The organism is Streptomyces sp. NPDC037203, from assembly GCF_055605065.1.
Genome location: NZ_JBVJUC010000002.1, coordinates 105215 through 131688, shown reverse-complemented (window position 1 = coordinate 131688; position 26474 = coordinate 105215). Strand labels below are relative to the sequence as shown.

Sequence of the window (26474 nt, the reverse complement as noted above, 5' to 3'; positions counted from 1 at the left end):
ACGGCCACCCAGCGGGTCACGGACGCGTCGAAGGCAGGTAGGTTCGAGGCGTGAGCGCCAAGAGACACGAGCAGAGCACCCCGCAGCACGACAAGCTGCCCATCCGGATGCTGCACGACCGGGTGCTGGTCAAGCAGGAGACCGGTGAGGGCGAGCGGCGGTCGGGCGGCGGCATTCTGATTCCGGCCACCGCGGCGGTTGGACGCCGGCTGGCCTGGGCCGAGGTCGTCGCGGTCGGCCAGAACGTACGGACCGTGGAGCCCGGCGACCGCGTCCTGTTCGACCCGGAGGACCGGGCCGAGGTCGAGGTGCGGGGCGTGGCGTACGTCCTGATGCGCGAGCGCGACCTGCACGCCGTGGCCGCGGACCGCTTCGAGGGGTCCGAAGACTCGACCGGGCTGTATCTGTGAGGCCGTAGCGGGCCCGAAAACGCGGAAAACCCGGAAAACGCGGAGGGGGGGGGGGGGGGGGGGGCCCCCCCCCCCCCCCCCCGGGGGTTTTCTCGGGTTTCAAGCTAGCCCCACAAGAAACACCCTCCCCAGATGCAGGCAAAAACAAAACCCCCCAAGAGAGACAACCCACATCTCGGAGGTGCCGTCGTGGCCTGGGTTCTGCTTGTCGTGGCCGGTCTGCTGGAAGTGGGCTGGTCGATCGGGATGAAGTACAGCGAGGGTTTCACCCGGCCGCTGCCCAGTGTGCTCACCGGTGCCGGGATCGTCGCCAGCATGCTGCTGCTGTCCTGCGCCGCCCGCTCTCTGCCCATCGGTACCGCCTACGGGGTGTGGGTCGGTATCGGCGCGGCCGGGGCGGCGGTGCTCGGCATGGTGGTGCTCGGTGAGCCGGTCACCGCCGCCCGGATCTTCTTCGTGTGTCTGCTGCTGGTCGCCGTCGTGGGGCTGAAGGCGACCAGCAGCTAGCGCGGACCGGAGGGTCAGGTGCCGGGGCCCCCGCCGGGGCCGCCCCCGGCGGCGGTGCCGGGGCCGCCGCCCGTGGCCGTACCGCCGCCACCGGTGGCCGTACCGCCGCCGGGTGCGCCGCCCGCCGCGGTACCGCCGCCGCCCGTGGTGGGATCGCCGCCCGTGCCGCCGCCGACGGTGGCCGGGTCGGGGCCGGTCGTGCCGCCGCCCGTGCCGGCGCCGCCCGTGGTGCCGCCGGTGGTGTCACCGCCGGTCGTCGCGCCGCCGTCGGTGGTGGTACCGGTGGTGCCGCCGTCGGTGGGACCCCCGGTCGTGCTGTCGCCCGGCTGGGTGGAGGCGCCGGTGTCGCCGCCCGTGGTGGCGGAGGCGCTGGGGTCGCCGGGAGCGGGCGGCTGCGTCTGGTCGGCGCCCTCCTGGAGCTGGAGGTCGAAGGACGAGGCCGGGGTGTTCTTCAGCGCGTCGTGGGTGTACTGGGCCCAGATCTGGGTGGGCGGGCCGCCACCGTTCATCCGGGCCTGGCCGAGCGCGCCGTACAGCGGCATGTGCTTGGCGGTCACCGGGTCCTGGCCCATCACGGAGACCACCGTGGCGAGGTCGGGGGTGTAGCCGGCGAACCAGGCGGCGGTGTCGTTCTCCGCGGTACCGGTCTTGCCGGCCGCCGGACGGCCCGCGGCCTGCGCGGCGGTGGCGGTGCCGCCCTGGACCACGCTCTTGAGCATGCTGGTGGTGGTGTCGGCGGCGCTGCGGCTGACGGCCTGCTTGACGGGCGCGTCGGGCAGCTTGACCTCGTCGGTGCCGTTGCGGGTGATCTTCTTGACCATGGTGTACGTGCCGTGCTTGCCGTGGTTGGCGAGCGTGGCGTACCCCTCCGCCATGTCCAGGACGCTGGCGGTGGCGGGGCCGAGCGCGATGGACGGGTACGGCTGGAGGTCCGGGGTGTCCGCGGGGATGCCCAGGTCGATCGCGGTCTGCTTGACCTTGGACGGGCCGACGTCGACCGCCATCTGCGCGTACACCGCGTTCACCGACAGGTCGGTGGCCTTGGTGACGGTGATCTGGCCGTACGACTTCTGGTCCTCGTTCTGCGGGGCGTAGGCGCCGCCGTTCCAGCCCTGGACGGGGCGCTCGTTGGTGCCGTCGTACTGGGTGTTCGGGGTGATGCGGCGGCCGTCCTGGGTGGTGGACCCGTTCTCCACCGCGGAGGTGAAGACGAACGGCTTGAAGGTGGAGCCGACCTGGAAGTCACCGCGGGTCGCGCCGTTGGTGTACTGCTTCACGTAGTCGATGCCGCCGTACATCGCGACGACCTGGCCGGTCTTCGGGTCGACGGAGGCGCCGCCGGCCCGGACGTAGCTGTCGACCTTGTTGTTCTTCCTGTCCAGCTTGGAGACGAGCTGGTCGTCCACCGCCTTGACGAAGGCGTCCTGCTTGTCCTTCTGGATGGTGGTGGTGATGCGGTAGCCGCCGGCCTCCAACTGGTCGGAGTCGAGGATGTGGTTGGCGATCAGGTAGTGCTTGACGGCGTCCACGAGGTAGCCGCGCTGGCCGGACATGCCGGTGGACAGCGTCTGCTCCTTCGGCATCGGGAACTTCATCCCGGCGCGCTTGGACTGGCTGAGCCAGCCCTGCTTGACCATGCCGTCCAGGACGTAGTTCCAGCGGGCCACGGCCGCGGACTTGTTCTCCGGGTGCGCGACGACGTCGTACTCGCTGGGCGCGTTGACGAGCGCGGCGAGGTAGGCGGCGCGGGCCGGGTCGAGGTCCTTGGCGTCGCGGCCGTAGTAGGCCTGGGCGGCGGCCTGGATGCCGTAGGCGTTGCGGCCGAAGTAGCTGGTGTTGAGGTAGCCCTCCAGGATCTCGTCCTTGGACTTGTTCCGGTCGAGCTTGATCGAGATGAAGAATTCCTTGGCCTTGCGGGTGACCGTCTGCTCCTGGCCCAGGTAGTAGTTCTTCACGTACTGCTGGGTGATCGTGGAGCCGGACTGCTTGCCCTTGCCGGTCGCGGTGTTCCAGGCGGCGCGGAGCATCGCCTTGGGGTCGACGGCGGACTCGGTGTAGAAGTCGCGGTCCTCGGCGGCCAGTACGGCGTGCTGGGCGTCCTTGGAGACCTCGGAGAGGGTGACCTTCTCCCGGTTGACCTGGCTGTCGCGGGTGTCGCGGGCGATCTGGGAGCCGTCGGCGTAGAGGTAGACGTTCGCCTGCTTGGTGGCGAGGGCGTTGGCGGGCGGGATGTCGACGAGGGAGTAGCCCACGAGGAACAGCCCGATGACCGCGAGCACGACGAAGACGAAGCCGCCGAGCACCATCTTCCAGGTCGGCAGGAGGCGTCGCCAGCCGGTGCGCTTGGGTTTCTTGGCCTTCTTCTTGCCCTTGCCGTCGTCCGCGCCGGTGGCGGTGGTGGTGTCCGCGGCGGCGGGGGGCGTCGGGCCGGAGCCGGTTCCGGTACGGGGGCCGGAGGCGGCGGCGTCGGCGGTGGTCGCGGAGTTCGCGGCACCGGCGAAGCCCGCGGCGCCCGCGGCTCCGGCCGTGCCCGCCGCGCCCGCCGCCTTGGCGGTGCCGGCGGCGGCTGCGGCACCGGCGGCGGCCGCGCCTGCCGCGCGGGCGCCGCCCGGCCGGGAACCGGTCGTGTGGGAGGTGGCGCCGGTCGCGGCCGTAGCCGCCGTGGCGGGGCCGCCCGGTTCGCCCTTGCGCGGGGCGCTGACGCGGCGGAGCACCTGGGTGGTCTCGGGCGCCGGCGCGTCCTGGCCGGACGTGCCGGGCTGACCGGGCTTGCCGGGCTTGCCGGAGTCCTTCGCGGAGCCCTTTCCGGCGTCCCGGGGCGCCCGCGGGGGCGTGACGCGGCGCAGCACCTGGGTGCTCTCGGCCGGCTGCTCGGGCGTACGGGCGCCGGGCACCTGCGGCTTGCCGGTGCCAGACGGTTTGCCGGTGCCGGACGGCTTGCCGGAGTCGCCGCGCCCGGCGGTGTCCTCGCCCCCGGCGGCCGTGGCCCCGCCCTTGTCGGTGCGGGCGTCCTGCGCCGCCTGCCGGGCACGGGCGATGGAGGCCGTACGGTCCTGGGGCGCGGGCACGGAACGCCGCGCCGTGTCGGACGCCGCTGCTTCCGCGTCGCGGGCGGCCCCGCGGTCACCGGCGGGCGTGTCCTCACCCGCGGCCACGCCCTGGCTCCTGCCCGCGCCTCGGGACTCGCCGGCGCCCTGCGCCTTCCCGGCGGCCCCGGCCTTGCCGGCGCCCCCGGTCTCGCGGGCACCCCCGGCCCGCCCCCCGGACCTTCCGGTCCTCGCGGCCCCCTCGGCCTGCCCGGTCTTCCCGGACTCCTCGGGCGTCTCCGGCTCCTCGGTGTCCTTCACTCGTCCGGCCCCCTCCGAAGGGGTGGCGGGGGATCCCGGCGTCGGGCTGCCGGGCCTCGCAGCCGGCAGCGGCTTATCCGGTGCCACGCCTTCCTTCGGCTGCTGCGGCTGTGGCTCGTCGCTCATTCGTGCACGGACTCCTGTTTCGCGTCGTACGTTCCCGTACGCCTTCTGCGGCCCCCCAGTTTGAAGACTCTCGCACCTGGCGTTCCGTTCCCGGATTCCGGCACGCTTCGGCCACAAAATGCGTGGCAGGCCGCCGGGCCTCCGGACTAGGCTCCTGCGCTTCGGTGTCGAGCGGTCCGAGGAGGTCGACTGACGTGGGCGCGGGACGGTTGTACGCGGCCGTGGCGTTAGGGGGATTCAGACGGTACGCGACGTATCGGGCCGCCACTGCGGCAGGGGTCTTCACCAATACGGTCTTCGGGCTCATTCTCGTCTACACCTACAAGGCCCTGTGGGACCTGAAACCGCATCTGGGGGGATACGACCAGGCGCAGGCCGTCACCTATGTGTGGCTGGGGCAGGCCTTCCTGTCGACGCTCGCGATCAGCGGCGGGGGCGTCGAGGACGAACTGATGGAACGCATCCGCACGGGGGACGTGGCGATCGATCTGTACCGGCCGGCCGACCTCCAGCTGTGGTGGCTGGCCGCCGACCTCGGCCGGGCGTTCTTCCAGCTACTGGGGCGGGGCGTGGTGCCGTTCGTCTTCGGCACGCTGGTCTTCCCCGCGTACCTGCCGCGGGATCCGGGCACCTGGGCCGCGTTCCTGCTGGCCGTACTGCTGGCGATGCTGGTCGGCTTCGGCCTGCGCTATCTGGTGGCGCTGAGCGCGTTCTGGCTGCTGGACGGCACGGGGGTGGGCCAGATGACGTGGCTGCTCGGCTACTTCTGCTCGGGGATGCTGCTGCCGCTGAACGTGTTTCCGGGGGCGCTCGGCACCGTCGTACGCGCCCTGCCCTGGTCCTCGCTCCTCCAGGCGCCGGCGGACATCCTGCTCGGGCACGGGGACCCGGCGCGCACCTATCTGTTCCAGGGGGCGTGGGCCGTGGTGCTGCTCGGTGCCGGGCGGCTGCTCCAGTCGGTGGCGACGCGGCGGGTGGTGGTGCAGGGTGGCTGAGCGCGGGCGGCTCACGGAGGGCGCGCGGGCGTACGGGCTGATCGCCGGGATGTGGATCCGGTCCACGATGGCGTACCGGGCGTCGTTCGCGATGACCACGTTCGGGAGTTTCGCGGCGACCTTCTTCGATTTCGTCGCGATCATGCTGATGTTCTCGCGGGTGCGTGCCCTCGGCGGCTGGTCGCTGCCGGAGGTGGCGTTCCTGTACGGCCTGTCGGCGGTCTCCTTCGGCCTGGCGGACCTGGTGATCGGCTCGATGGACCGGCTGGGGCGGCGGCTGCGGGACGGCACGCTGGACGCGCTGCTGGTGCGGCCCGCGCCGATACTGGCGCAGGTGGCGGCGGACCGGTTCGCGCTGCGGCGCCTGGGCCGGCTGGCCCAGGGCTCGCTGGTGCTGGGCTGGGCGCTGACCCGGCTGGACGTCGACTGGAGCGCGGACCGGGTGCTGCTGATGCCGCTGGCGGTGCTCGCCGGCTGCGGGATCTTCTGCGCGGTGTTCGTGGCGGGGGCGGCCTTCCAGTTCGTGGCGCAGGACGCGGCCGAGGTGCAGAACGCCTTCACGTACGGCGGGACGACGCTGCTCCAGTACCCGCCGACGGTGTTCGGGAAGGACCTGGTGCGCGGGGTGACGTTCGTGCTGCCGCTGGCCTTCGTCAACTGGCTGCCCGCGAGCTACATCCTCGGGCGGCCCTATCCGCTGGACCTGCCGGGCTGGCTGGCCTGGACGACCCCGCTGGTGTCGGCGGGCTGCTGCGCGCTGGCCGGGCTGGCCTGGCGGGCGGGACTTCGTTCGTACCGGAGCACAGGGAGCTAGGACCTCATGGACGTCATGGACGACTTCATCGCGCTGGAGGGGGTGGAGAAGGTCTTCTCGGTGCGCCGCAAGACCGGTTTCCTCCAGCGGGAGCGGCACGAGGTGCGGGCGGTGGACTCGCTGTCGTTCACCGTGGCGCGCGGGGAGATGGTGGGCTATATCGGGCCGAACGGCGCGGGCAAGTCGACCACGATCAAGATGCTGACCGGCATCCTGACGCCGAGCGGGGGCCGGCTGCGGGTCGCGGGTATCGACCCCTCGCGCGAGCGCCGCCGGCTCGCGCACCGGATCGGGGTGGTGTTCGGGCAGCGCACCACGCTGTGGTGGGACCTGCCGCTGCTCGATTCCTACCGGCTCGCGCACCGCATGTACCGCATCCCGGACGCCCGCTACCGGGAGAACCTGGACCGGCTGGTCGAACTCCTGGAGCTGCGCACCCTGTTGGACACCCCGGTGCGCCAGCTCTCGCTGGGGCAGCGGATGCGCGGGGACATCGCGGCGGCACTGCTGCACGACCCGGAGGTGCTGTACCTGGACGAGCCGACGATCGGCCTGGACGTCGTCTCCAAGGCCAAGGTGCGGGGCTTCCTGCGGGAGCTGAACGCCGCGAGCGGTACGACCGTGCTGCTGACCACGCACGACCTCCAGGACATCGAGCAGCTGTGCTCACGGGTGATGGTGATCGACCACGGCCGGCTGATGTACGACGGTCCGCTCACCGGGCTGCACGAGGCCGGGGAGAGCGAGCGGACCCTGGTGGTGGACCTGGAGCGGGAGCTGCCGCCGGTGGATGTGCCGTCGGCGCGGGTGGTGCGGGTGGAGGGGCCCCGGCAGTGGCTGGCGTTCCCGGCGGGGCGGTCGGCGGCGCCGCTGGTCGCCGATCTCGCGGCGCGCTATCCGCTGGTGGACCTGTCGGTGCGGGAGCCGGACATCGAGGCCGTCATCGCCAAGATGTACGCGGAGAAGGCGGTCTCGTAGGCTGCTGCCATGACCGACGACGCACGTCCGGAACTCCGCGCCTCCGACGCCGACCGGGATCGGGTCGCCGGGGTGCTGCGCGACGCCCTCGCCGAAGGGCGCCTTGACATGGGCGAGTTCGAGGAACGGCTGGAGGCGGCGTACCGGGCGCGTACGTACGGCGAGCTGGCCCCGCTCACCCGCGATCTGCCCGCGAGCGCGGCCGCGGCGCCGGTCTCCTTCACCAAGCAGCCGGTGGCCGGCGGCAGTTGGGCCTCCCGCATCGTCGGCGGCGAGGGCACCTCCTCGGGCGGCGTCGCCATCCTGTCCGGCTTCGAGCGCAAGGGCCGCTGGACCGTGCCCAGGCGTTTCAAGTGCCTGGCGTTCCTGGGCGGCGCCGAACTCGACCTGCGGGACGCGAACTTCGCCGCGGGTGAGGTGGAGATCGACATCGTGGCGGTCATGGGCGGTGTCCAGGTGACCGTGCCGCCGGGCGTCGAGGTCGTCGTACGGGGCCTCGGGATCATGGGCGCGTTCGAGCAGCCGGACGACGACGGCCCACCGGAGCCGGGCGCCCCGAGGGTGGTCATCGGGGGCTTCGCGTTCTGGGGCGGTGTGGGGGTGGAGCGCAAACGCGCCCCGAGGAGACGCGGAGAAGTGCGCGACTAGCCACGCACCCGCACCCGATTACTTCGCGCACCCCTTCGTCAGCTCTCCCGCCGCATCCGTCACCGGCCCCACATCCGGTGTCCGGTCCCCGTTGCGGATGGCCGTGCGCACCCGGCCCACCGCCTTGTCGAGATCGTCCACGGCCTTGTCGACGTCGGCGTCGGCCGTCTTGTCCCCGATCTTGCGCACGTTCCTCTCGATCGCGTCGAGCGCGGAATCGGCCTGCTTCGGATCGTGCGCGGCGTTCTCCACCGCCTGCTGCAGACGCGTCACGCCGTCGGCGATGGTGTCGGCGGTGTGCACGCAGTCCATCGCCTGGTGCGCGGTGTCGCAGCCGCCGACGAGAGGGGCGGCGAGTACGGCGGTCACCGCGATGACGGCGAGACGGCCTCGGCTGGCGGCCATGATGATGTTCCCCTCCCCAGGGATGTCGCTGCGCTGCGTAGAGGTAGGACGCGGGGAGGGGCCACCGGGTTGCCCGTTACGCGAGCGTGGCCGCCAGCGCCGCCCGCTGGTGCGCGGCCAGCGCGTCGCAGCCGCCGACCGCGAGGTCGAGCAGCGCGTTCAGCTCGTCGCGGGCGAACGGCTCCGCCTCCGCCGTGCCCTGGACCTCGACGAAGCGGCCGTCGCCGGTGCAGACGACGTTCATGTCGGTCTCGGCGCGCACGTCCTCCTCGTAGCACAGGTCGAGGAGGGGGACGCCGCCGACGATGCCGACGGAGACCGCGCTCACCGTGCCGGTCAGCGGCTGCCGGCCGGCCTTGATCAGCTTCTTGCCGCGTGCCCAGGTGACGGCGTCGGCGAGGGCGACGTACGCGCCGGTGATGGCCGCCGTGCGGGTGCCGCCGTCGGCCTGGAGGACGTCGCAGTCGAGGACGATGGTGTTCTCGCCGAGCGCCTTGTAGTCGATGACGGCGCGCAGCGAGCGGCCGATGAGCCGGGAGATCTCGTGGGTGCGGCCGCCGATGCGGCCCTTGACCGACTCGCGGTCGCCGCGGGTGTTGGTGGCGCGGGGCAGCATGGAGTATTCCGCGGTGACCCAGCCCTCACCGCTGCCCTTGCGCCAGCGCGGGACGCCCTCGGTGACGGAGGCGGTGCAGAAGACCCTGGTGTCGCCGAAGGAGACGAGGACGGAGCCCTCGGCGTGCTTGCTCCATCCGCGTTCGATGGTGACCGGGCGGAGCTGATCGGGGGTACGGCCGTCGATGCGAGACATGGCATGGAGCCTAGCCGTAGATGCGGAAGGGGCTCCTCCCGCGTCGGAAGGAGCCCCTCACCGGTGAATCCCGGCCCGGTCCGGGTCTCACATCATGTCTTCGATCTCCGCGGCGATCGGGTCGGCGTCGGTGCCGATGACGACCTGGACGGCGGTACCCATCTTGACGACGCCGTGGGCGCCGGCGGCCTTCAGGGCGGCGTCGTCCACCAGCGAGGGGTCGGACACCTCGGTGCGCAGCCGGGTGATGCAGCCCTCGATCTCCTCGATGTTGTCGATCCCGCCGAGGCCGGCGACGATCTTCTCAGCCTTGCTGGCCATGTTGCTTCTCCCTGATCCGAACCGCTTAGTCGCAGTAACCCACAGTTGGCCCATCTTCGCGAGCGGTCATGCCGTCCGTGCCGAAGGATGGCGATCACGACAGCGGAACCGTCCGGGCAACTGGTCTACACCAGCGGAGGGACGGTCGCCAAACCGCGCCGAGTCGAGTGGCCGTCGAGCGGCCGGAGGACGCCCATGAGCGAGGGGAGCGTGGCGCGGGAGCGCTGGGGCCGGCTGTTCCAGGGCATGCAGAAGATGGGGCGCAGTCTTCAGCTGCCGATCGCGGTGCTGCCGGCCGCGGGTCTGCTGATCGGGCTCGGGCAGCCGGGTGTGGTCGGCGCGGACGGGCTGGGCTGGACGACGGTCGCGCAGGTGATGCGGGGAGCGGGCGGGGCGCTGCTGGACGGTTCGCTGGGGCTGCCGCTGCTGTTCTGCGTGGGCGTGGCGATCGGCATGGCGAAGAAGTCGGACGGCTCCACGGCGCTCGCGGCGGTCGCGGGCTTCCTCGTCTACTACGGGGTGCTGCACCAGTTCCCGGCGGACTGCCCGGCCGGTTCGAGGGAGCTGCCGGGGATCGGCTGCCGGGCCGGGGACGGGACGGTGGCGGCGTTCACCTTCCAGAATCCGGGGGTCTTCGGCGGGATCGTGCTGGGTCTGCTGGCCGCGTTCCTGTGGGCGCGGTTCCACCGGACGCGGCTGGTGGACTGGCTCGGCTTCTTCAACGGGCGCCGCCTGGTCCCGATCCTCATGGCGTTCGCGGCCATCCTGTTCGCGGCGCTGTGCCTGTGGGTGTGGCCGCCGATCGGCGCGGGGCTGGAGAGCTTCAGCCGCTGGCTGCACGCGGCCGGGGCGTGGGGGGCCGGGCTGTTCGGCGTCACCAACCGGGCGCTGCTGGTGGTGGGCCTGCACCAGTTCCTGAACGTGCCCATCTGGTTCCAGTTCGGCAGTTACCGGCAGCCGGACGGGACGGTGGTGCACGGTGACATCAGCATGTTCCTGGCGGGCGATCCGCACGCGGGCCAGTTCACCTCCGGGTTCTTCCCGATCATGATGTTCGCGCTGCCGGCCGCGGCGCTGGCGATCACGCACTGCGCGAAGCCGCACCGCCGAAAGGAGGTGGGCGGGCTGATGCTGTCGGTGGCGCTGACGTCGTTCGTCACGGGGATCACCGAGCCGATCGAGTACTCGTTCATGTTCATCGCGCCGGCCCTGTACGCGGTCCACGCGGTGCTCACCGGGGTGTCCATGGCGGTGACGTGGGCGCTCGGGGTGCACGACGGCTTCAGCTTCTCGGCGGGGCTGATCGAATACGTCATCAACTGGCACCTGGCGACCAGGCCCTGGCTGATCATCCCGATCGGCCTGTGCTTCGCGGTGGTCTACTACGCCGTCTTCCGCTTCGCGATCACCCGGTTCGACCTCAGGACGCCGGGCCGTGAGCCGGAGGCCGAGGCCGAGGACGCGGCGGAACTCTGACACCGCCCGGCCGCCCGCCCGGCGGCCACCGCGCGTAGCGTTCCCGTCGCGGAATTCGCGGTTCCTTACGGCACCTTCATCGTGCTACAACAGGTCTACACCAGTAAGTGGTGTAGACCAGAGACGCTGCCGTCCCCTTCCATGGTTCCCGGGCGGCGCCTTGCCTACTGGAGGAACACGTGACCACGGCGACCACCGCTCCGGCGGCCGAGAAGAAGAAGGGCGCCGGCGTGATGGCCGTGCTGCAGCGCATCGGCCGCAGCCTGATGCTGCCGGTGGCGGTACTGCCGGCCGCCGCCCTCCTGGTCCGCCTCGGCAACACCGACATGCTGGGCCGCCCGGACTTCCCGGCGTTCCTGACGAAGATCGCGTCCTTCATGGCCGCGGGCGGCAACGCCATCCTCGACAACATGCCGCTGCTGTTCGCGGTCGGCATCGCGATCGGCTTCGCGAAGAAGTCGGACGGCTCGACGGGGCTCGCCGCGGTCGTCGGCTACCTGGTCTTCAAGAACGTCCTGGGCACGTTCACCGACAAGAGCCTGCCGAAGGTGGCCACCGCCGTCGACGGCAAGGTCGTCATGGTCAACGCCGCGGCGGACGCCAAGGTCCTCGGCGGCGTGGTGATGGGCCTCGTCGTCGCCCTGATCTACCAGCGGTTCTACCGCACCAAGCTGCCCGACTGGGCGGGCTTCTTCGGCGGTCGCCGGCTCGTCCCGATCCTCTCGGCCTTCGCCGGGCTGGTGCTCGGCATCGTCTTCGGCTACATATGGCCGATCCTCGGCACGGGTCTGCACAACTTCGGCGAGTGGCTGGTCGGCTCGGGCGCGGTCGGCGCGGGCATCTTCGGTGTCGCCAACCGCGCGCTGCTCCCGATCGGCATGCACCACCTGCTGAACTCCTTCCCCTGGCTGCAGGCCGGCGAGTACCACGGCAAGAGCGGCGACATCGCCCGCTTCCTGGCCGGTGACCCGACCGCGGGCCAGTTCATGACCGGCTTCTTCCCGATCATGATGTTCGGCCTGCCGGCCGCCTGCCTCGCCATCGTGCACTGCGCCCGCCCCGAGCGCCGCAAGGTCGTCGGCGGCATGATGCTCTCGCTCGCGCTGACGTCCTTCGTCACCGGTGTCACGGAGCCCATCGAGTTCACGTTCATGTTCATCGCACCGGCCCTGTACGCGATCCACGCGGTGCTCACCGGTGTCTCGCTGGCGCTGACCTGGGCGCTGGGCATGAAGGACGGCTTCGGCTTCTCCGCCGGCGCGATCGACTTCCTGCTGAACCTGGGCATCGCGAGCAACCCGTGGGGCCTGGCCCTGGTCGGCGTGTGCTTCGGCGCCGTGTACTACGTCGTCTTCCGCTTCGCCATCACCAAGTTCAACCTGCCCACTCCGGGCCGTGAGTCCGACGAGGAACTCGCCGAACTCCAGAAGGCCGAGGCCAAGTAGTACCCGCGCAGGACGAGGGCCCCGGAACCATCGAGGTTCCGGGGCCTTCGTGCGCGTACCGTCCCTCAGACCTCGTACACCGCGCCCTGTACCGCCAGTTCCACCGGACCGGCGAAGGCCTCGCGGGCGTCGCGGAGGTTGACCTCCGCGTCGGTCCAGGGGGCGATGTGGGTCAGGACCAGGCGGCGGGCGCCGGCGCGGGTGGCGGTCTCGCCGGCCTCGCGGCCGTTGAGATGGAGATCGGGGATGTCCTCCTTGCCGTACGTGAACGCCGCCTCGCACAGGAACAGGTCGGCGTCGCGGGCCAGCTCGTCCAGTACGGGGGTGACCCCGGTGTCCCCGGAGTACGTGAGGGACCTGCCCCCGTGCTCGATGCGGATGCCGAACGCTTCCACGGGGTGGCGGACCCGGTCGGTGTGCACCGTGAAGGGGCCGATCTCGAACGTGGCCGGCTTGACGGTGCGGAAGTCGAAGACCTCGCCCATCGAGGAGGCGGCGGGCGTGTCGCCGTGCGCCGTGGTCAGACGGTGCTCGGTGCGCTCGGGTCCGTAGACCGGCAGCGCGGGGCAGCGGCCACCGTCGTGGCGGTAGTAGCGCGCCACGAAGTACCCGAGCATGTCGATGCAGTGATCGGCGTGCAGATGGCTGAGGAAGATCGCGTCGAGGTCGTAGAGACCGCAGTGGCGCTGCAGCTCGCCCAGGGCGCCGTTGCCCATGTCGAGAAGCAGCCGGAAGCCGTCGGCCTCGACGAGGTAGCTCGAACAGGCCGATTCCGCGGACGGGAACGACCCCGAGCAGCCGACGACGGTGAGCTTCATGAAGCAGAAACCTCCGTAGGCGAGGACAGGTGGGCCGAGGGTCCCCGGAGACAGGGAACCCCGAAAGGGCTGACGGGGGTCGTGCGGTCCGTCGAGCGTACGGCGCCCGGAGGCGGGTCGCTCCTTCGCCAGGGGCCGTTGTGGGCGAACTCACCTGTGCTGTCACCGGTTCGGCTGGCCTGGGGGCGCACGGGATCCGGACAAGGGCGCGCGTCTCGGGCCGCGCGCCGGTAACGTCGTCGTATGGACACGTCCTGGTGGCTGGCGCTCGCCGCGGTGGTGCTGCTCGCGCTGGTGGCCACGGTCATCGACGGCTGGGGCCGCGGGCGCCGGCCCGGCGGCCGGCGGCTGCGGCCGCCAGGCCGGGCCGGCACCAGGGAGCGGCACGCGCCGCCGGCGCACGGCAGGCTTCCCTCCCCCGGTGACATCTGGTGGGCGAACGTGCCGTACGAGGGCCGCGCGGAGGTCAAGGACCGGCCCTGCCTGGTGCTGGCGGTGCGCGGGGACCGGGCCACGGTCGCGAAGATCACCACCAAGTACCACGACGAGCGCGCCGGGGTGATCCCGCTGCCGCCCGGCGCGGTGGGCGACGCGCGGGGCCGCCCGAGCTTCCTCCAGACCGACGAGCTGCGCGAGGTACCGGTGGGCGACTTCCGCCGCCGGGTGGGAGTGGTCGACCCGGTCCTGTGGGACCAGGTGCGCCACCTCGCCCGCTAGGGCCTTCCGCGTGGATCATGTCGGGCCCGGCATGATCCGCACGAGAGGCCCTGGCGGCGCGTCAGTTGCTTTTCACCGTCACGGTGACCGTCCACTCCTGGATGCCCTTGCAGGACATCCGGCCGGGGTCGGTGGCGCACATCGGGCGGGAGGACGTGAGCTTTCCGGTGCCGGGCGCGCTCGCCTGGTAGGCGGCCTCGGCGTCGCCGGGCCGGATGACGAGGCCGGAGTTGACCGCCTTGAGGGCGCCGCCGGTGACGGTGACCGGCTTCCAGGGGCGCTCCTTGGTGCCGCCGAGGCTGAGCCGTATCTCTCCGCCCTTGGCCACGCAGAGGGTACGGCCGCTGTCGGCGGCCGTCAGCCGCACCTGGTCGCGGCAGACCGGGCCGCCGGGGACCGGGGTGACCTTCGCACTGCCGGTGGAAGCGGTGTGGGTGCCGCAGCCCGCGAGGAGCAGCGGGGTGGCCGCGAGGGCGAGAAGTGTCGTACGGCGCATGGGGGACCGCCTTTCCGCGGGGCCGCCGGTCGGCCCGCCTGGTACGGATGGGACGTACCGCGGCCCCGGACGGATCCCGCCGCCGGGCGAAGAACCGGCCGACGAACGGATCCCGCACGCGGAATTCCGCGTGCGGGATCGCAGGGTGGTCCAGGTGGTTCAGGTGGCCTGAGCGGCGCGGGTGATCAGCTGGTGGTCAGGGACGTGTCGTCCACGACGAAGCTGGTCTGCAGCGAGGAGTCCTCCACGCCGTTGAACTTCAGGGTGACCGTCTGGCCCGCCAGCGAGGACAGGTCGAAGGTCTTCTGCACGTAGCCCGTGGACGCGTTCAGGTTCGAGTACGAGGCCAGGGTGGTCGAACCGGCGGTGACCGTCAGCTTGTCGTACGCGGTGCTGGTGCTGGTCTCCGCGGTGTCGACGTGCAGGTAGAAGGACAGGGTGGCCTTGCAGCCCGCGGGGATCGTCACCGACTGGGACACGGAGTCGGTGTGCGAGGTGCCGTAGCCGTCCAGCCATGCCTTGTACGAACCGCCGTGGGCCGCCTCACCGCTGTCGTTGGTGATGACGCCGCTGGAGGCGGTCCAGCCGGTGTTGCCCGACTCGAAGCCGGGGTTCGCCAGAAGCTGCGTCGAGGAGCAGCCGCCGCCACCGCTGGTGCTCACCGTCCAGGTGAAGGAGGTGGAGCCGGTGGCGCCGGTGGAGTCGGTCGCCGTGACGGTGACCTGGTAGGTGCCCGCGGTGGACGCGGTGCCGGAGATCACGCCGGTGGAGCTGTTGATCGACAGGCCGGCCGGCAGGCCGGAGGCGCTGTAGGTCAGGGCCGCGCCGGCGCTGTCCGACGCCTTGATCGAGAGGCTGACGGAGCTGCCGGTCGTGGTCGACTGGTTGCCCGGATTGGTGACGGAGACGGTGTTGCCGCCGGTGCTGCCGCCCGCGGTGAAGGCGGTGGTGCCGTTCGGGGTGCCCCAGCCGGTCGGGCCGTCGTAGCCGGTCTGCGCCTTGCAGTAGTACGCCGTGGAGCAGGAGCCGTTGGAGCCGCTCGTCACGTCGTTCAGGTTGCCGGTGTGGCTGTAGGGGTACTTCGCCGGGTAGTCGCCGGAGCCCGGCGTGCCCGCGAGCGCGTAGACGCTGGCGATGATCGGCGAGGAGGCGCTGGTGCCGCCGTAGACCGCCCAGCCGCTGCCGCCGTAGGTGTCGTAGACCGCCACACCGGTGGCCGGGTCGGCGACCGCGGAGACGTCGGACTCCATGCGCTTGGAGCAGCCGGAGTCGGTCTGCCAGCTCGGCTTCGGGTCGTACGCCGAGCAGCCGGAGCCGGTGCCCTCGGTGGAGCTGGTGTTCCACACCGACTCGCTCCAGCCACGGGAGTTGGAGGCGGTGCTGAGGGCGGTGCCGCCCACGGCGGTCACGTACTGGGAGGTCGCCGGGTACTCGGCACCGTAGCCGGAGTCACCCGCGGAGACGGTGATCGCGACGCCGGGATGCTTGAAGTACTGGCTGTCCTCGCTGGTCTGCGAGGAGCTCTCGGAGCCGCCCCAGCTGTTGGAGACGAACTTGGCGCCCAGCGCGACGGCCTCGTTCTCGGCCGCGCCCAGGTCCGCGTCGGTGGCCGAGTTGGCCTCCACGAGGACGATGTTGCAGTTCGGGCAGACCGCGCTGACCATGTCGATGTCGAGCATCTCTTCGCCGGCCCAGCCGCTGTCGTTGGTCGGCAGCGAGGTGGTGGAGCCGGTCTGGCTGACCTGCTTGAAGCAGCCGTTGGCCTTGGTGCAGGCGGAGAGGCCGTACTGGGACCGGTAAGTGGCCAGGTCCGACTCGGCGTTGGGGTCGTTGAAGGCGTCGACGATGCCCACGGTCATGCCCGAACCGGCCGTGGTGGGCAGGTTGTAGGCGCTGTGCAGGTTGGCCGGGGAGAGGCCGGACGGCGTGGCGTTCGGCGTGATCGCCGCGGCCAGCTTCTGCTTGATGTCCGTGCGGCGCTGGGCGAAGCAGGACACGTGGCCCGGCGTGTGGTCCGCGGCGCACAGATGGGTCGTGGGGACCTTCTGCCCGGCCTTGCCGGTCGAGTGGAAGGTCTGCCGCTGGGGGGCGGTCAGCGCCTGGTTGTTCGTGGTGACCTTGCTGGTCGCCGGGTGGGCCGCGACGGCGGGCTGGGCCGCGCCGGCCGTCGGCGCGGCGGCGAATCCGGCGACGGTCAGGGAGAGAGCGGGAAAGGCGACGGCCAGAAGTCTTCGCGCACTTCGGGTGCGCCCGCTCGGGCGTGACTCACGCATGTGGGTACTGCCTCCATCGGGAAGTGGGGTTTCTCGCACTGGTTGGCAGCCCGTGACGCGCGTAGCGGCGACCACGCAGTCATGAGCATGACACCTCAGACACTCGCCGTGTCCGCTGAACGTGACATGACAGGGTGCGGGAGGAACCTAGCCCCGGCTGCCGACTACCGGGCAGTACCGGACGGAATTCTTTGCTCGTCCATAGGAACGGCTTAGCCCCCTCGTGAGAGGGGGCTGGTGAGCGCTTGAGACGTAATCCGGCCGGAACTCAGGCCCAGAGCTGGCCCTGGAGGGTGTCGATGGCCGCCTCCGTGGTGGCGGCCGTGTAGACGCCGGTGGAGAGGTACTTCCAGCCGCCGTCGGCCACGACGAAGACGATGTCGGCGCACTCGCCCGCCTTGACCGCCTTGCGGCCGACGCCGATGGCCGCGTGCAGGGCGGCGCCGGTGGAGATGCCCGCGAAGATGCCCTCCTGCTGGAGGAGTTCACGGGTGCGGGTGACCGCGTCGGCGGAGCCCACGGAGAAGCGGGTGGTGAGCACGGAGGCGTCGTACAGCTCGGGGACGAAGCCCTCGTCCAGATTGCGCAGGCCGTAGACCAGGTCGTCGTAGCGCGGCTCGGCAGCCACGATACGCACGTCCGGCTTGTGCTCGCGCAGATAGCGGCCGACGCCCATCAGGGTGCCGGTGGTGCCGAGGCCCGCGACGAAGTGGGTGACCGAGGGCAGGTCGGCGAGGATCTCCGGGCCGGTGGTGGCGTAGTGCGCGCCCGCGTTGTCCGGGTTGCCGTACTGATAGAGCATCACCCAGTCGGGGTGCTCGGCCGACAGCTCCTTGGCCACCCGTACCGCGGTGTTCGAGCCGCCCGCGGCCGGCGAGGAGATGATCTCGGCGCCCCACATGCCGAGCAGGTCCCGGCGCTCCTGGGAGGTGTTCTCCGGCATCACGCACACCATCCGGTACCCCTTGAGCTTGGCCGCCATGGCCAGCGAGATGCCGGTGTTGCCGGAGGTCGGCTCCAGGATGGTGCAGCCGGGGGTGAGCCGGCCGTCCTTCTCCGCCTGCTCGATCATGTGCAGCGCCGGCCGGTCCTTGACCGAGCCGGTGGGGTTGCGGTCCTCCAGCTTCGCCCAGATGCGGACCTCGGGGGACGGCGACAGCCGCGGCAGGCGCACCAGAGGGGTGTTGCCCACCGCGGCCAGCGGGGAGTCGTAGCGCATGCTGCTCAGCGGCCGATCAGCGCATCCCGCCGGCGACGGCCGGCAGGATCGTGACGTTGTCGCCGTCGGACAGCTTGGTGTTGATGCCGTCCAGGAAGCGGACGTCCTCGTCGTTCAGGTAGACGTTGACGAACCGGCGCAGCTGGTCGCCGTCCACGATGCGGGCCTGGATGCCCGGGTACCGGCTCTCCAGGTCGGTGAACAGCTCGGCGAGGGTGTTCCCGCTGCCCTCCACGGCCTTCTGGCCGTCGGTGTACGTGCGGAGGATGGTCGGGATGCGGACCTCGATGGCCATGGTTGCGGGCTCCTGTCGGAAGGGTCTTCGGGGCTGCGGGCTCGGTACGCCAGCCGAGGAGCGCACCTCCTCAGAGGCCGAGGGCGCGCACCACAGTCGTAACCATGGGCTCATCGTATCGATTCCCGGTCACTGGACCCGAATGTGATCCCATCTGGCGGACGAATCTCGCTCGCATTCTGAGATCAGTAGGTTTCGACGACCCTGACCTCCTCCTCGGTGACCTCTCCGTCCACGATCCGGAAGGACCGGAACTGGAACTCGCCGAGGCCGTCGGTGTCCGCGGTGGAGACCAGGACGTAGTGGGCGCCGGGCTCGTTGGCGTACGAGATGTCCGTGCGGGAGGGGTACGCCTCGGTCGCGGTGTGCGAGTGGTAGATGACCACCGGCTCCTCGTCGCGGTCGTCCAGTTCCCGGTAGAGCTTGAGCAGATCGCCGGAGTCGAACTCGTAGAAGGTCGGCGACATGGCCGCGTTCAGCATCGCGACGAACCGCTCGGGGCGGTCCGCGCCGGCCGGCCCCGCGACGACGCCGCACGCCTCGTCGGGGTGGTCCTTGCGGGCATGGGCGACGATCTGGTCGTAGAGGGCGCGGGTGATGGTCAGCATGGTGGCCAGGATAGACAGAGGGCCGTCTCGTACCGAGGGATGGTACGAGACGGCCCGCATGCTGGACGTCCTGAGCGGCGGCCGCCGGGGGCGCCACGAGTGCTCCCGGCGGCCGGACGTCCCGGTGGGGGTCCGGCGGTGGCGTCAGCGCTTGGCGAAGGCCGCGGCCTGCGGGTTGCGGCGCTTGAGCACCGCGTACGAGACACCGAGGATCGCGCCCCACAGCGGCGCGCAGTACAGCGAGACCCTGGCGTCCTTGTCGATGCCCATCAGCACGATCACCATGCCGATGAACAGCAGCGCGAGGACGCTGGCGTACGGGGCGCCGGGGGCCCGGAACTCCGAGCGGGGCAGCAGCCCGCGGTCGGACGCCCTGCGGTAGCGGATGTGGCAGATGAGGATGACGATCCACGCCCACATGCCGGAGATGGTCGCGAAGGAGACCACGTAGTCGAACGCCTTGCCCGGCCACTGGTAGTTGATCCAGACGCCGACGAGCATCAGCGCGGCGGAGAACGTGGTGCCGACGAGGGGGGTTCCGCTCGGCGTCAGCTTGGTGAACAGCTTGGGGCCCTGGCTGTTGAGCGCCAGGTCACGCAGCATCCGGCCGGTGGAGTACATGCCCGAGTTGCAGGAGGACAGCGCGGCCGTCAGGACCACGAAGTTGACGATGCCGGCACCGACCGACAGGCCCATCTTCTGGAAGGCGGCCACGAAGGGGCTCACCCCGGCGTGGAACTCGGTCCACGGCACCACCGACAGGATCATGATCAGCGCGCCGACGTAGAAGACGGCGATCCGCCACGGCACGGTGTTGATCGCCTTGGGCAGCACCTTCTTGGGGTCCTTGGACTCGCCCGCGGTCACCCCGACCAGTTCGACGGCGAGGAAGGCGAACATGACCATCTGGAGCGTCATCAGGGTGCCGCCGACGCCGTGCGGGAAGAAGCCGCCCTCGTTCCACAGGTGGCTCACCGAGGCGGTGTCGCCGGCGTCGGAGAAGCCGATCGTCAGGATGCCCGCGCAGATCAGGATCATGCCGATGATCGCGGTCACCTTGACCATGGAGAACCAGAACTCCAGTTCGCCGAAAAGCTTCACGGAGATCAGGTTGGCGGTGTAGAGCACGATCGTGAAGATCAGCGCCGAGGCCCATTGCGGGATGCTGAACCAGTACGTCATGTAGGCGGCCGCGGCCGTGACCTCGGTGATGCCGGTGACCACCCAGAACAGCCAGTACGTCCAGCCGGTGACAAAGCCCGCGAAGGGACCGATGAACTCGCGCGCGTACTCCGAGAAGGAGCCGGAGACCGGGCGGTACATCAGCAGTTCGCCGAGCGCGCGCATGATGAAGAAGATGACGAGGCCCGCGATGGCGTACGCCAGGATCAGGCTGGGTCCCGCCTTGGAAATGCCCTTGCCCGCGCCGAGGAACAGACCGGTGCCGATGGCACCGCCGATGGCGATCATCTGGATCTGGCGGGAGCCGAGCCCGCGCTGATAACCCTCGCCCTCGCCGCCCTCCGCCCGCGCGGACTCGGTGCCGTCGGAACGCTGGTCGACCTGCGCTGAGGTCATGGTGGTGCGCCTTTCTCCATTCCGGTCCCGGCCTTTCGTCGGCCGCGGACCGGGTTTCGAATCCCCCCGGATTGATGGAGTCGTTGCCTGGCCGACGGTCGTCGGCTCGGTGGCGCACCCGGCCGAACAAGGGTGGTGTTCGCCGGGCGGTCGTGAAGATTTATCACGACCGCAATATTGATCGCGGGGTGGGAATGTGGCGCGCTTCACAGGGAAAAGCGGACAAAGAGCGAGTGAATACGGCAAATCAGGCCGCAACGGTGACGGGATCGTTATCCGGATTTGAGCGTCCGCTGAGCGAACGCCCAAATCCCCGAAGTCGCCGGAATCACGGCATAAGGGTCGACACCAGGGTCTCCTGGAGGCCGCCGAGCCACAGATAGGCCATCACCATCGGCTTGCGCGGGTCCTCGTCGGGGAGCCGGTAGAGCAGCTCGGTGTCGTCGTCGTCCGCGATCTCCAGCCGGGAGCCGATCGCGAGGCGCAGATCGTTCAGCGAGCCGAGCCAGCGCCGGGACTCCTCGGGGGACAGCTTCAGCACGGCGCCGCCCTCGTCCACCGGGGCGAGGGCGTCCAGGCTGCGGATCACCGCGAGCGCGTTCTCCCGCTTGCCGGCCCTCAGGTCGTTCTCCGTGAAGCGGCGGAACTCGGCGGAGTGCGCGCGCCGCTCCTCGGCGCGGGCGGGCGAGTCCGGGGCCTGCTCCGGGTCGCAGTAGGCGTCCGGGAAGAGGCGGCGCAGCACCGGGTCGGCGGGCGGCTCGCTCGGCCCCTGTGCGAACAGCTCGGCGAGCGGGTCGCTGGGGGCGTCCGCGCCGGGGCCCGGTCCGATCAGCTCCAGGAGCTGGACGGCGAGCGAGCGGATGATGGAGATCTCGACGTCGTCGAGTGCGACGGCCGCGCCGCCGCCGGGGAGCGGTTCGAAGTGTCCGGGCATGTGATCGGGTCGCTACTTCCGGTCCTGCTGGAGGGTGGCCCACAGACCGTAGCCGTGCATCGCCTGCACGTCGCGCTCCATCTCCTCGCGGCTTCCGCTGGAGACGACCGCCCGGCCCTTGTGGTGGACGTCGAGCATGAGCTTGGTGGCCTTGTCCTTGGAGTAGCCGAAGTACGTCTGGAAGACGTACGTCACGTAGCTCATGAGGTTGACCGGGTCGTTGTGCACGATGGTGACCCAGGGGACGTCGGGCTCGGGTACGGCGAAGACCTCCTCCGCCGACTCGGTGCGTTCGATCTCTACGGGCGCGGGTGACGTCACAGTGCCCATGCTGCCACGGGCCCCGGAAATCGTCACACTGACGAATAGGGGTTACCATTCTCGCCATGGACACAGCGGACCTTCGGCTGCCGGTGGATGTTCCCTCGACGGCACTCTTCACGGACCAGTACGAGCTGACGATGTTGCAGGCCGCGCTGAAGGCCGGTACGGCCGAGCGGCGCAGCGTGTTCGAGGTCTTCACCCGGCGGCTGCCGGAGGGCCGGCGCTACGGCGTGGTCGCGGGCACCGGGCGCGTCCTGGACGCGGTGGAGAACTTCCGCTTCGACGAGGACCTCCTCGGCTTCCTGCGCGAGCAGCGGATCGTCGACGAGGAGACGCTGGAGTGGCTGGCCGGATACCGGTTCACCGGGGACATCTGGGGCTACCCCGAGGGCGAGGTGTACTTCCCCGGCTCCCCGATCCTGCGGGTGGAGGGCAGCTTCGCCGAGTGCGTGCTGCTGGAGACGGTGATCCTCTCCATCCTCAACCACGACTCGGCGATCGCGGCCGCCGCCTCCCGGATGGCCTCCGCCGCGGGGGACCGCCCGCTGATCGAGATGGGCGCCCGCCGCACCCACGAGCTGGCGGCCGTCGCCGCCGCCCGCGCCGCCTACGTGGGCGGTTTCGCCACCACCTCCGACCTCGCGGCCGGCTTCCGCTACGGCATCCCGACCGTCGGCACCTCGGCGCACGCCTTCACCCTGCTGCACGACCGCGAGCGGGACGCCTTCCAGGCCCAGGTGGACAGCCTGGGCCCCGGCACCACGCTGCTGGTGGACACGTACGACGTCGCCGAGGCGGTCCGTGCGGCGGTCGAGGTGGCCGGGCCCGAGCTGGGCGCGGTGCGCATCGACTCCGGCGACCTGCTCCTGGTCGCGCACCGGGTCCGCCAGCAGCTCGACGAGCTGGGCGCGACCGAGACCAAAATCGTGGTCACCTCCGACCTGGACGAGTACGCCATCGCCTCGCTGGCCGCGGCCCCCGTGGACGCGTACGGCGTGGGCACCCAGCTGGTCACCGGCTCCGGGCATCCGACCGCCTCCATGGTCTACAAGCTGGTCGCGCGGGCCGAGACCGCGGACCCGCGGGCGCCGCTGGTGCCGGTCGCGAAGAAGTCCAGCGGCGGCAAGGCGTCCGTCGGCGGCCGCAAGTGGGCGGCGCGGCGGCTGGACGCGGACGGGGTGGCCGAGGCGGAGGTCGTGGGCACCGGACCGGTGCCGGCGGACCTCGCGGACCGGCAGCTGCTGGTCCGGCTGGTGGAGGACGGCCGGGTCGTGGCGCGCGAGCCGCTGGACGTGCCGCGCGCGCGGCACATCGCCGCGCGGGCGAACCTCCCGCTGTCCGCGACGCAGCTGTCGCGGGGCGAACCGGTGCTCCCGACGGAGTACGTGCACGAACGCTCGGGTAGCTAGAGCGGGACCGTTGCCCGCCCCCTCCCCTAAAGGCCCGGAATTCTCTAGGCTCGGGTACTTCACCACCAGGAGAAGGACACCATCATGCGTCGCGCCTTGATCGTCGTGGATGTGCAGAACGACTTCTGCGAGGGCGGCAGCCTCGCGGTGGCCGGGGGCGCGGACGTGGCCGCCGCGATCACCGAGCTGATCGGGCAGGCAGGCGGCACCGGGTACCGCCATGTGGTGGCCACACGGGACTGCCATATCGCGCCCGGCGGCCACTTCGCGGACGACCCGGACTACGTGCGCTCCTGGCCGGCGCACTGCGTCGCCGGCACGGAGGGGGTCGGCTTCCACCCCAACTTCGCCCCCGCGGTCGCCTCCGGCGCGATCGACGCCGTCTTCGACAAGGGCGCCTACTCCGCCGCCTACAGCGGCTTCGAGGGCACCGACGAGAACGACACCCCGCTCGCCGACTGGCTGCGCGTCCGCGAGATCGACGAGGTGGACGTGGTGGGCATCGCCACCGACCACTGCGTCCGCGCGACCGCCCTGGACGCCGTCCGGGAAGGCTTCCGCACCCAGGTCCTGCTGGACCTGACGGCGGGCGTCTCCCCGGAGACGACGGAGAGGGCCCTGGAGGAGCTGAGGGAAGCGGGCGTGGAGCTGGCGGGAAAGCCGGTCCTGAGCGGCTGATCCGCTACTGCGCCACGGCCGTCCTGCGCAGAAGGGCCCGGATCGGATGCCACAGCTCCGGCGGCAGGACACCGTTGTCCGCGGGCGCCGTCCGCCATATGAGGCCGTCTGGATGGTGCAGGACCGCCGTGATCTCGTCCGGTGTCGGAGGCGCGGTGTTGCCCCGCAGGTAGATCGCCCGCAGTCCCAGGTTGCGCAGCCGGGTCAGCGCGCGGGCGCGGTTGCGGGCGTGCACCAGGACGCGCACGCCGGCGGCGTCGTACGGCAGGTTCAGCGCGACGACGACCATGCCGTTCGGCAGTTTGCAGAAGCCTCCAGCGGCCATGCGGTCACATCCCCGTTCCGGTCGGTGTCAATAAGCGAGTCACAGGACGCACCTAAACACGATCGGCGGCGACCCGCCAAGGGGTTGCCGCCGATACGCGTCTGACCTGCGAGGATGCGAGCTACTTCACCGCGGGCCCGACCTTGACCGAGATCGTCGAGCCGTCCTTGGCCTCGTGCGTGATCGAGATCTTGGTGTTGGTGTCAGTTACCTTCACGGCGCCGGACGGGTTCGCCGGGTCGTAGTAGTCGCTGGTGTGGTCGTTGAAGACCGGGACACCCCGCGAGGACTTGATCTTCGTGGCGACGTCCGCCTTGTGCAGCGTGATGCCGTCCGTGCGGTACAGGCTGAACGGGGAGTCGTACGCCTGCATCCGGTTGCGCATCAGCGTGCCGTCGCTCCAGCGCAGCGCGGTCGGGTGCGAGTCGATCGGCAGGATCTGGCCGGCACCAGGATGGTCCTTGGCGTTGGTGTTGTTGTCCGCCTGGGACAGGTCCCACTTCCAGATCAACAGGCCGTTCTGGTACGGGTAGTGCTCCACCCAGTCGGGCCGCGCCGCCGAACCGAAGTTGTACGGGCCGGTCTTGAGCGTGGTGTCGTACGACACGTACTGCCGGTTCTCGGCGATGTAGTACTGCTTGTAGTCCTTGGTGAAGGACGCCCCGATGCGGGAGAAGCCGCTGGAGGTCCACGCGTTGTCCGCCGACTCGGCGTTGTCCGAGAAGACGGGCGCGCCGTCGGCGGTCACCGTGATCTCGTCCGCGGTGAAGCCGTTCTCCGCGACGCCGCCGTCCGTGAGGTAGCGGAAGCGCAGCTGGATCTTCTGTCCCGCGTAGGCGTCCAGGGAGTACGACAGCTTCTTGTTCGTCTCCGAGAAGCCGGTCAGCGCGGGCTTGCCGCCGCCGTCCCGCGGGATGGGCTGACCGTCCGCGGTGCCGTCCAGGGCGGTCCAGTTCGCGCCGCCGTCGGTGGACACCTCGGTGTAGAGGAAGTCGTAGTTGTTCTCGATCGCCCACCAGCCGTCCAGGCTCAGCGTGGCCGAGGACTTGCCGGTGAGGTCGACGGACCGGGTCAGCGTGTTCTTCAGGTCGTTGCCGCTGCCGCTCCACCACTGGCTGGCGCCCTGCGCCGGCTCGGTGATGGTGGTGGTGACCGCCTTGTCGGGCAGGCTGACCACCAGGGCCTGCTTGTTCCTGGTGTTGTACTCGGCGACGCCCAGCTTGTGCGAGGACTTGGTGCCGGCCTTGGCGGTGTCGTAGTTCAGCCAGCCCAGCTGGAGCTTGTCCCAGGCGTTCATGTCGCCGGGCAGGTCGCCGATGGCCTCCTTGCCGGTGCCCAGCCAGGAGCCGGAGGACATCAGGGTCCAGAAGCCGGTGGAGTTGTCGCCGCCGTCGGTGTCGTACTCGTCCGGCAGGCCGAGGTCGTGGCCGTACTCGTGGGCGAAGACGCCGAGTCCGCCGTTCTCCGGCTGGATGGTGTAGTCGCCGACCCAGATCCCGGTGTCGCCGATCTGCGCGCCGCCGAGCTTGTTGGTGGCGGGGCCGGTGGAGCCGGTGTCGGTGCCGAAGGCGTACCAGCGGTGGGCCCAGATGGCGTCCGTGCCCTGGGCGCCGCCGCCCGCGGACTCGTCCTCACCGGCGTGCACCAGCTGGAAGTGGTCTATGTAGCCGTCGGGCTCGTTGAAGTCGCCGTCGCCGTCGTAGTCGTAGCGGTCCCACTGGTCGTACTTGGCGAGGTCCTTCTTGATGTCGGCCTCGGACTTGCCGGCCGCCTTCTGCTGGGCGACCCAGGCGTTCAGGCCGTCGCGGACGACGTTCCAGACGCTGGTGCAGTTGGTCGAGCCGCACGCGTTGTTGCCGTAGCGGGCCTCGTTGTAGGGGACCTTGACCCAGTCGGAGACCTCGCCGTCCACGGAGTAGCGGCCCGAGGACTGCTTCTCGTAGTACTTCTTCAGCGACTCGGTCTTCTTGCCGGTGCCGAAGTAGAGGTTCTGGAAGTGCTTCTGGTCGTAGTCCTTCTGCCAGGCCGTGGAGTTGTCCTTCGCGCGGTCCGGCGCGGCGATCTGGTTGTGCAGCGGGCCGGGGGTCCCGCCGTACTTGGGGTCGGTCTTGTCGCCGAACTCCACCAGGATGGTGAAGATCTTGTCGGTCTTCTCGCGGCTGAGCTCGACGTACTTGCTCTTGCCCTTGCCGCTCTTGAGCTTGACGACCTGGGAGCCGTCGCGCTTCTGCGGGCTCGTCTTGCCCGCGATGAGCTGGTTGAGTGCCTCTTCGCGCTGGGCCTTGCGGGTCTTGCTCAGCGGGCCGTCGAGGTCGTGCGTCTTCTGCCGCACCGGGGCCGGGTCGTGCCGGTGTACGGCACCGGCCGGGCCTCGCTGGGTGCTCGCCTCCGCCACGGCGAAGGTGGCGAACGTGGCGGAGGCCGCCGCGAGCGTCACACCGATCGCGGCCGCTCTGAACGTCCAGGATCTGCTGGTCACTTGAGTTCCTCCCCCGCGCCCCGCGCGCGGACAGGGGG

General features: G+C 70.7%; 26 protein-coding genes. 11 read left to right on the top strand and 15 right to left on the bottom strand.

Translation table 11 applies throughout. The features are described from left to right. Positions 1-50 precede the first annotated feature (50 nt). Positions 51-410, top strand: a complete 360-nt coding sequence (locus ACZ7EC_RS05045) for a GroES family chaperonin (RefSeq protein WP_037651486.1) — start codon at positions 51-53, stop codon at positions 408-410. 189 nt (positions 411-599) lie between these two features. Next, positions 600-917: a DMT family transporter gene (locus ACZ7EC_RS05040; RefSeq protein ID WP_471058156.1), complete on the top strand. Its 318-nt coding sequence runs from the start codon at positions 600-602 to the stop codon at positions 915-917. 14 nt (positions 918-931) lie between these two features. Here ACZ7EC_RS05040 and ACZ7EC_RS05035 read toward each other — a convergent pair whose 3' ends face one another. Continuing rightward, positions 932-3631, bottom strand: a complete 2700-nt coding sequence (locus ACZ7EC_RS05035; RefSeq protein ID WP_471059712.1) for a transglycosylase domain-containing protein — start codon at positions 3629-3631, stop codon at positions 932-934. Between the two features lie 953 nt (positions 3632-4584). On the opposite strand from ACZ7EC_RS05035, the gene ACZ7EC_RS05030 reads away from it, so the two are divergent. Genes ACZ7EC_RS05030 through ACZ7EC_RS05015 form a run of 4 tightly spaced genes read left to right on the top strand, consistent with a single transcriptional unit; the run spans position 4585 to position 7825 of the window. Beyond that, the gene (locus ACZ7EC_RS05030) at positions 4585-5385 is read left to right on the top strand and encodes an ABC transporter permease (protein WP_471058153.1); all 801 of its coding nucleotides are present in this window, start codon (positions 4585-4587) and stop codon (positions 5383-5385) included. Between the two features lie 49 nt (positions 5386-5434). Continuing rightward, positions 5435-6199 carry an ABC transporter permease gene (locus ACZ7EC_RS05025; protein ID WP_471059710.1) on the top strand — a complete coding sequence of 255 codons (765 nt, stop codon included), beginning with the start codon at positions 5435-5437 and terminating at the stop codon, positions 6197-6199. Between the two features lie 6 nt (positions 6200-6205). Then, entirely contained in the window at positions 6206-7177 is a 972-nt protein-coding gene (locus ACZ7EC_RS05020) for an ABC transporter ATP-binding protein (protein WP_471058150.1), read from the top strand. Between the two features lie 9 nt (positions 7178-7186). Continuing rightward, positions 7187-7825, top strand: a complete 639-nt coding sequence (locus ACZ7EC_RS05015; RefSeq protein WP_471058147.1) for a DUF1707 SHOCT-like domain-containing protein — start codon at positions 7187-7189, stop codon at positions 7823-7825. 18 nt (positions 7826-7843) lie between these two features. Here the strand turns inward: ACZ7EC_RS05015 and ACZ7EC_RS05010 are convergent, their stop codons facing one another. The 3 genes from ACZ7EC_RS05010 to ACZ7EC_RS05000 all read right to left on the bottom strand — a co-directional run bounded on the left by ACZ7EC_RS05010 (position 7844) and on the right by ACZ7EC_RS05000 (position 9362). After that, entirely contained in the window at positions 7844-8230 is a 387-nt protein-coding gene (locus ACZ7EC_RS05010) for a hypothetical protein (protein ID WP_471058144.1), read from the bottom strand. A 76-nt stretch (positions 8231-8306) separates the two neighbouring features. Next, entirely contained in the window at positions 8307-9041 is a 735-nt protein-coding gene (gene rph / locus ACZ7EC_RS05005; protein WP_471058141.1) for a ribonuclease PH, read from the bottom strand. Positions 9042-9128: 87 nt separating this feature from the next. Further along, positions 9129-9362 carry a PTS sugar transporter subunit IIB gene (locus ACZ7EC_RS05000; RefSeq protein WP_361248011.1) on the bottom strand — a complete coding sequence of 78 codons (234 nt, stop codon included), beginning with the start codon at positions 9360-9362 and terminating at the stop codon, positions 9129-9131. A gap of 195 nt (positions 9363-9557) precedes the next feature. Here ACZ7EC_RS05000 and ACZ7EC_RS04995 point away from each other — a divergent pair, with 195 nt between their 5' ends. Continuing rightward, positions 9558-10838, top strand: a complete 1281-nt coding sequence (locus ACZ7EC_RS04995) for a PTS transporter subunit EIIC (RefSeq protein WP_471058137.1) — start codon at positions 9558-9560, stop codon at positions 10836-10838. Between the two features lie 179 nt (positions 10839-11017). Next, positions 11018-12283, top strand: coding sequence for a PTS transporter subunit EIIC (locus tag ACZ7EC_RS04990; protein WP_471058135.1), 1266 nt, complete (start codon positions 11018-11020; stop codon positions 12281-12283). Positions 12284-12348: 65 nt separating this feature from the next. Here ACZ7EC_RS04990 and ACZ7EC_RS04985 read toward each other — a convergent pair whose 3' ends face one another. Then, the gene (locus ACZ7EC_RS04985) at positions 12349-13101 is read right to left on the bottom strand and encodes an MBL fold metallo-hydrolase (RefSeq protein WP_471058132.1); all 753 of its coding nucleotides are present in this window, start codon (positions 13099-13101) and stop codon (positions 12349-12351) included. A gap of 243 nt (positions 13102-13344) precedes the next feature. Between ACZ7EC_RS04985 and ACZ7EC_RS04980 the strand changes: the two genes are divergently transcribed. Further along, positions 13345-13818, top strand: a complete 474-nt coding sequence (locus tag ACZ7EC_RS04980) for a type II toxin-antitoxin system PemK/MazF family toxin (RefSeq protein WP_471058129.1) — start codon at positions 13345-13347, stop codon at positions 13816-13818. A 61-nt stretch (positions 13819-13879) separates the two neighbouring features. On the opposite strand, the gene ACZ7EC_RS04975 is transcribed toward ACZ7EC_RS04980, so the two are convergent. From ACZ7EC_RS04975 to clpS, 8 genes are all read right to left on the bottom strand, one after another. Then, complete coding sequence (locus ACZ7EC_RS04975; protein ID WP_471058126.1) at positions 13880-14314, bottom strand: hypothetical protein; 435 nt, start codon at positions 14312-14314, stop codon at positions 13880-13882. Positions 14315-14499: 185 nt separating this feature from the next. Further along, positions 14500-16587 (bottom strand): putative Ig domain-containing protein, encoded by a 2088-nt coding sequence (locus ACZ7EC_RS04970; protein ID WP_471058123.1) that lies wholly within the window; start codon positions 16585-16587, stop codon positions 14500-14502. A 268-nt stretch (positions 16588-16855) separates the two neighbouring features. After that, entirely contained in the window at positions 16856-17806 is a 951-nt protein-coding gene (locus ACZ7EC_RS04965) for a PLP-dependent cysteine synthase family protein (RefSeq protein ID WP_471058120.1), read from the bottom strand. Between the two features lie 16 nt (positions 17807-17822). Continuing rightward, positions 17823-18101, bottom strand: a complete 279-nt coding sequence (locus ACZ7EC_RS04960) for a MoaD/ThiS family protein (RefSeq protein WP_471058117.1) — start codon at positions 18099-18101, stop codon at positions 17823-17825. 185 nt (positions 18102-18286) lie between these two features. Beyond that, positions 18287-18709 carry a M67 family metallopeptidase gene (locus tag ACZ7EC_RS04955; protein WP_471058115.1) on the bottom strand — a complete coding sequence of 141 codons (423 nt, stop codon included), beginning with the start codon at positions 18707-18709 and terminating at the stop codon, positions 18287-18289. 144 nt (positions 18710-18853) lie between these two features. Continuing rightward, a complete protein-coding gene (locus ACZ7EC_RS04950; RefSeq protein WP_471058112.1) occupies positions 18854-20287 on the bottom strand; it encodes an amino acid permease in 1434 nt (477 codons plus the stop codon). A gap of 328 nt (positions 20288-20615) precedes the next feature. Then, positions 20616-21221 carry a DUF2017 domain-containing protein gene (locus ACZ7EC_RS04945; protein WP_471058110.1) on the bottom strand — a complete coding sequence of 202 codons (606 nt, stop codon included), beginning with the start codon at positions 21219-21221 and terminating at the stop codon, positions 20616-20618. 12 nt (positions 21222-21233) lie between these two features. Then, positions 21234-21551, bottom strand: a complete 318-nt coding sequence (gene clpS / locus ACZ7EC_RS04940) for an ATP-dependent Clp protease adapter ClpS (protein WP_059249785.1) — start codon at positions 21549-21551, stop codon at positions 21234-21236. Positions 21552-21607: 56 nt separating this feature from the next. Here clpS and ACZ7EC_RS04935 point away from each other — a divergent pair, with 56 nt between their 5' ends. Both ACZ7EC_RS04935 and ACZ7EC_RS04930 read left to right on the top strand, forming a co-directional pair. After that, the gene (locus ACZ7EC_RS04935; protein WP_471058107.1) at positions 21608-22954 is read left to right on the top strand and encodes a nicotinate phosphoribosyltransferase; all 1347 of its coding nucleotides are present in this window, start codon (positions 21608-21610) and stop codon (positions 22952-22954) included. Between the two features lie 84 nt (positions 22955-23038). Beyond that, a complete protein-coding gene (locus ACZ7EC_RS04930) occupies positions 23039-23632 on the top strand; it encodes a nicotinamidase (RefSeq protein WP_471058105.1) in 594 nt (197 codons plus the stop codon). Between the two features lie 4 nt (positions 23633-23636). Here ACZ7EC_RS04930 and ACZ7EC_RS04925 read toward each other — a convergent pair whose 3' ends face one another. Then, the gene (locus tag ACZ7EC_RS04925; RefSeq protein WP_471058102.1) at positions 23637-23957 is read right to left on the bottom strand and encodes a hypothetical protein; all 321 of its coding nucleotides are present in this window, start codon (positions 23955-23957) and stop codon (positions 23637-23639) included. 121 nt (positions 23958-24078) lie between these two features. Continuing rightward, a complete protein-coding gene (locus tag ACZ7EC_RS04920) occupies positions 24079-26436 on the bottom strand; it encodes an immune inhibitor A domain-containing protein (RefSeq protein ID WP_471058099.1) in 2358 nt (785 codons plus the stop codon). Positions 26437-26474: the final 38 nt, after the last annotated feature.

Excerpts from the sequence above, each read along its gene's own strand:
- ACZ7EC_RS04955 (WP_471058115.1), bottom strand. The coding sequence starts at position 18,709 with ATGCTGACCATCACCCGCGCCCTCTACGACCAGATCGTCGCCCATGCC.
- ACZ7EC_RS04935 (WP_471058107.1), top strand. The coding sequence starts at position 21,608 with ATGGACACAGCGGACCTTCGGCTGCCGGTGGATGTTCCCTCGACGGCA.
- ACZ7EC_RS04995 (WP_471058137.1), top strand. The coding sequence starts at position 9,558 with ATGAGCGAGGGGAGCGTGGCGCGGGAGCGCTGGGGCCGGCTGTTCCAG.
- ACZ7EC_RS04950 (WP_471058112.1), bottom strand. The coding sequence starts at position 20,287 with ATGACCTCAGCGCAGGTCGACCAGCGTTCCGACGGCACCGAGTCCGCG.
- ACZ7EC_RS04960 (WP_471058117.1), bottom strand. The coding sequence starts at position 18,101 with ATGGCCATCGAGGTCCGCATCCCGACCATCCTCCGCACGTACACCGAC.
- ACZ7EC_RS04965 (WP_471058120.1), bottom strand. The coding sequence starts at position 17,806 with ATGCGCTACGACTCCCCGCTGGCCGCGGTGGGCAACACCCCTCTGGTG.
- ACZ7EC_RS04930 (WP_471058105.1), top strand. The coding sequence starts at position 23,039 with ATGCGTCGCGCCTTGATCGTCGTGGATGTGCAGAACGACTTCTGCGAG.
- ACZ7EC_RS05025 (WP_471059710.1), top strand. The coding sequence starts at position 5,435 with ATGTGGATCCGGTCCACGATGGCGTACCGGGCGTCGTTCGCGATGACC.
- clpS (WP_059249785.1), bottom strand. The coding sequence starts at position 21,551 with ATGGGCACTGTGACGTCACCCGCGCCCGTAGAGATCGAACGCACCGAG.
- ACZ7EC_RS04925 (WP_471058102.1), bottom strand. The coding sequence starts at position 23,957 with ATGGCCGCTGGAGGCTTCTGCAAACTGCCGAACGGCATGGTCGTCGTC.
- ACZ7EC_RS04980 (WP_471058129.1), top strand. The coding sequence starts at position 13,345 with ATGGACACGTCCTGGTGGCTGGCGCTCGCCGCGGTGGTGCTGCTCGCG.
- ACZ7EC_RS04970 (WP_471058123.1), bottom strand. The coding sequence starts at position 16,587 with ATGCGTGAGTCACGCCCGAGCGGGCGCACCCGAAGTGCGCGAAGACTT.
- ACZ7EC_RS05015 (WP_471058147.1), top strand. The coding sequence starts at position 7,187 with ATGACCGACGACGCACGTCCGGAACTCCGCGCCTCCGACGCCGACCGG.
- ACZ7EC_RS05020 (WP_471058150.1), top strand. The coding sequence starts at position 6,206 with ATGGACGTCATGGACGACTTCATCGCGCTGGAGGGGGTGGAGAAGGTC.
- ACZ7EC_RS05000 (WP_361248011.1), bottom strand. The coding sequence starts at position 9,362 with ATGGCCAGCAAGGCTGAGAAGATCGTCGCCGGCCTCGGCGGGATCGAC.
- ACZ7EC_RS05010 (WP_471058144.1), bottom strand. The coding sequence starts at position 8,230 with ATGGCCGCCAGCCGAGGCCGTCTCGCCGTCATCGCGGTGACCGCCGTA.
- rph (WP_471058141.1), bottom strand. The coding sequence starts at position 9,041 with ATGTCTCGCATCGACGGCCGTACCCCCGATCAGCTCCGCCCGGTCACC.
- ACZ7EC_RS04975 (WP_471058126.1), bottom strand. The coding sequence starts at position 14,314 with ATGCGCCGTACGACACTTCTCGCCCTCGCGGCCACCCCGCTGCTCCTC.
- ACZ7EC_RS04945 (WP_471058110.1), bottom strand. The coding sequence starts at position 21,221 with ATGCCCGGACACTTCGAACCGCTCCCCGGCGGCGGCGCGGCCGTCGCA.
- ACZ7EC_RS04985 (WP_471058132.1), bottom strand. The coding sequence starts at position 13,101 with ATGAAGCTCACCGTCGTCGGCTGCTCGGGGTCGTTCCCGTCCGCGGAA.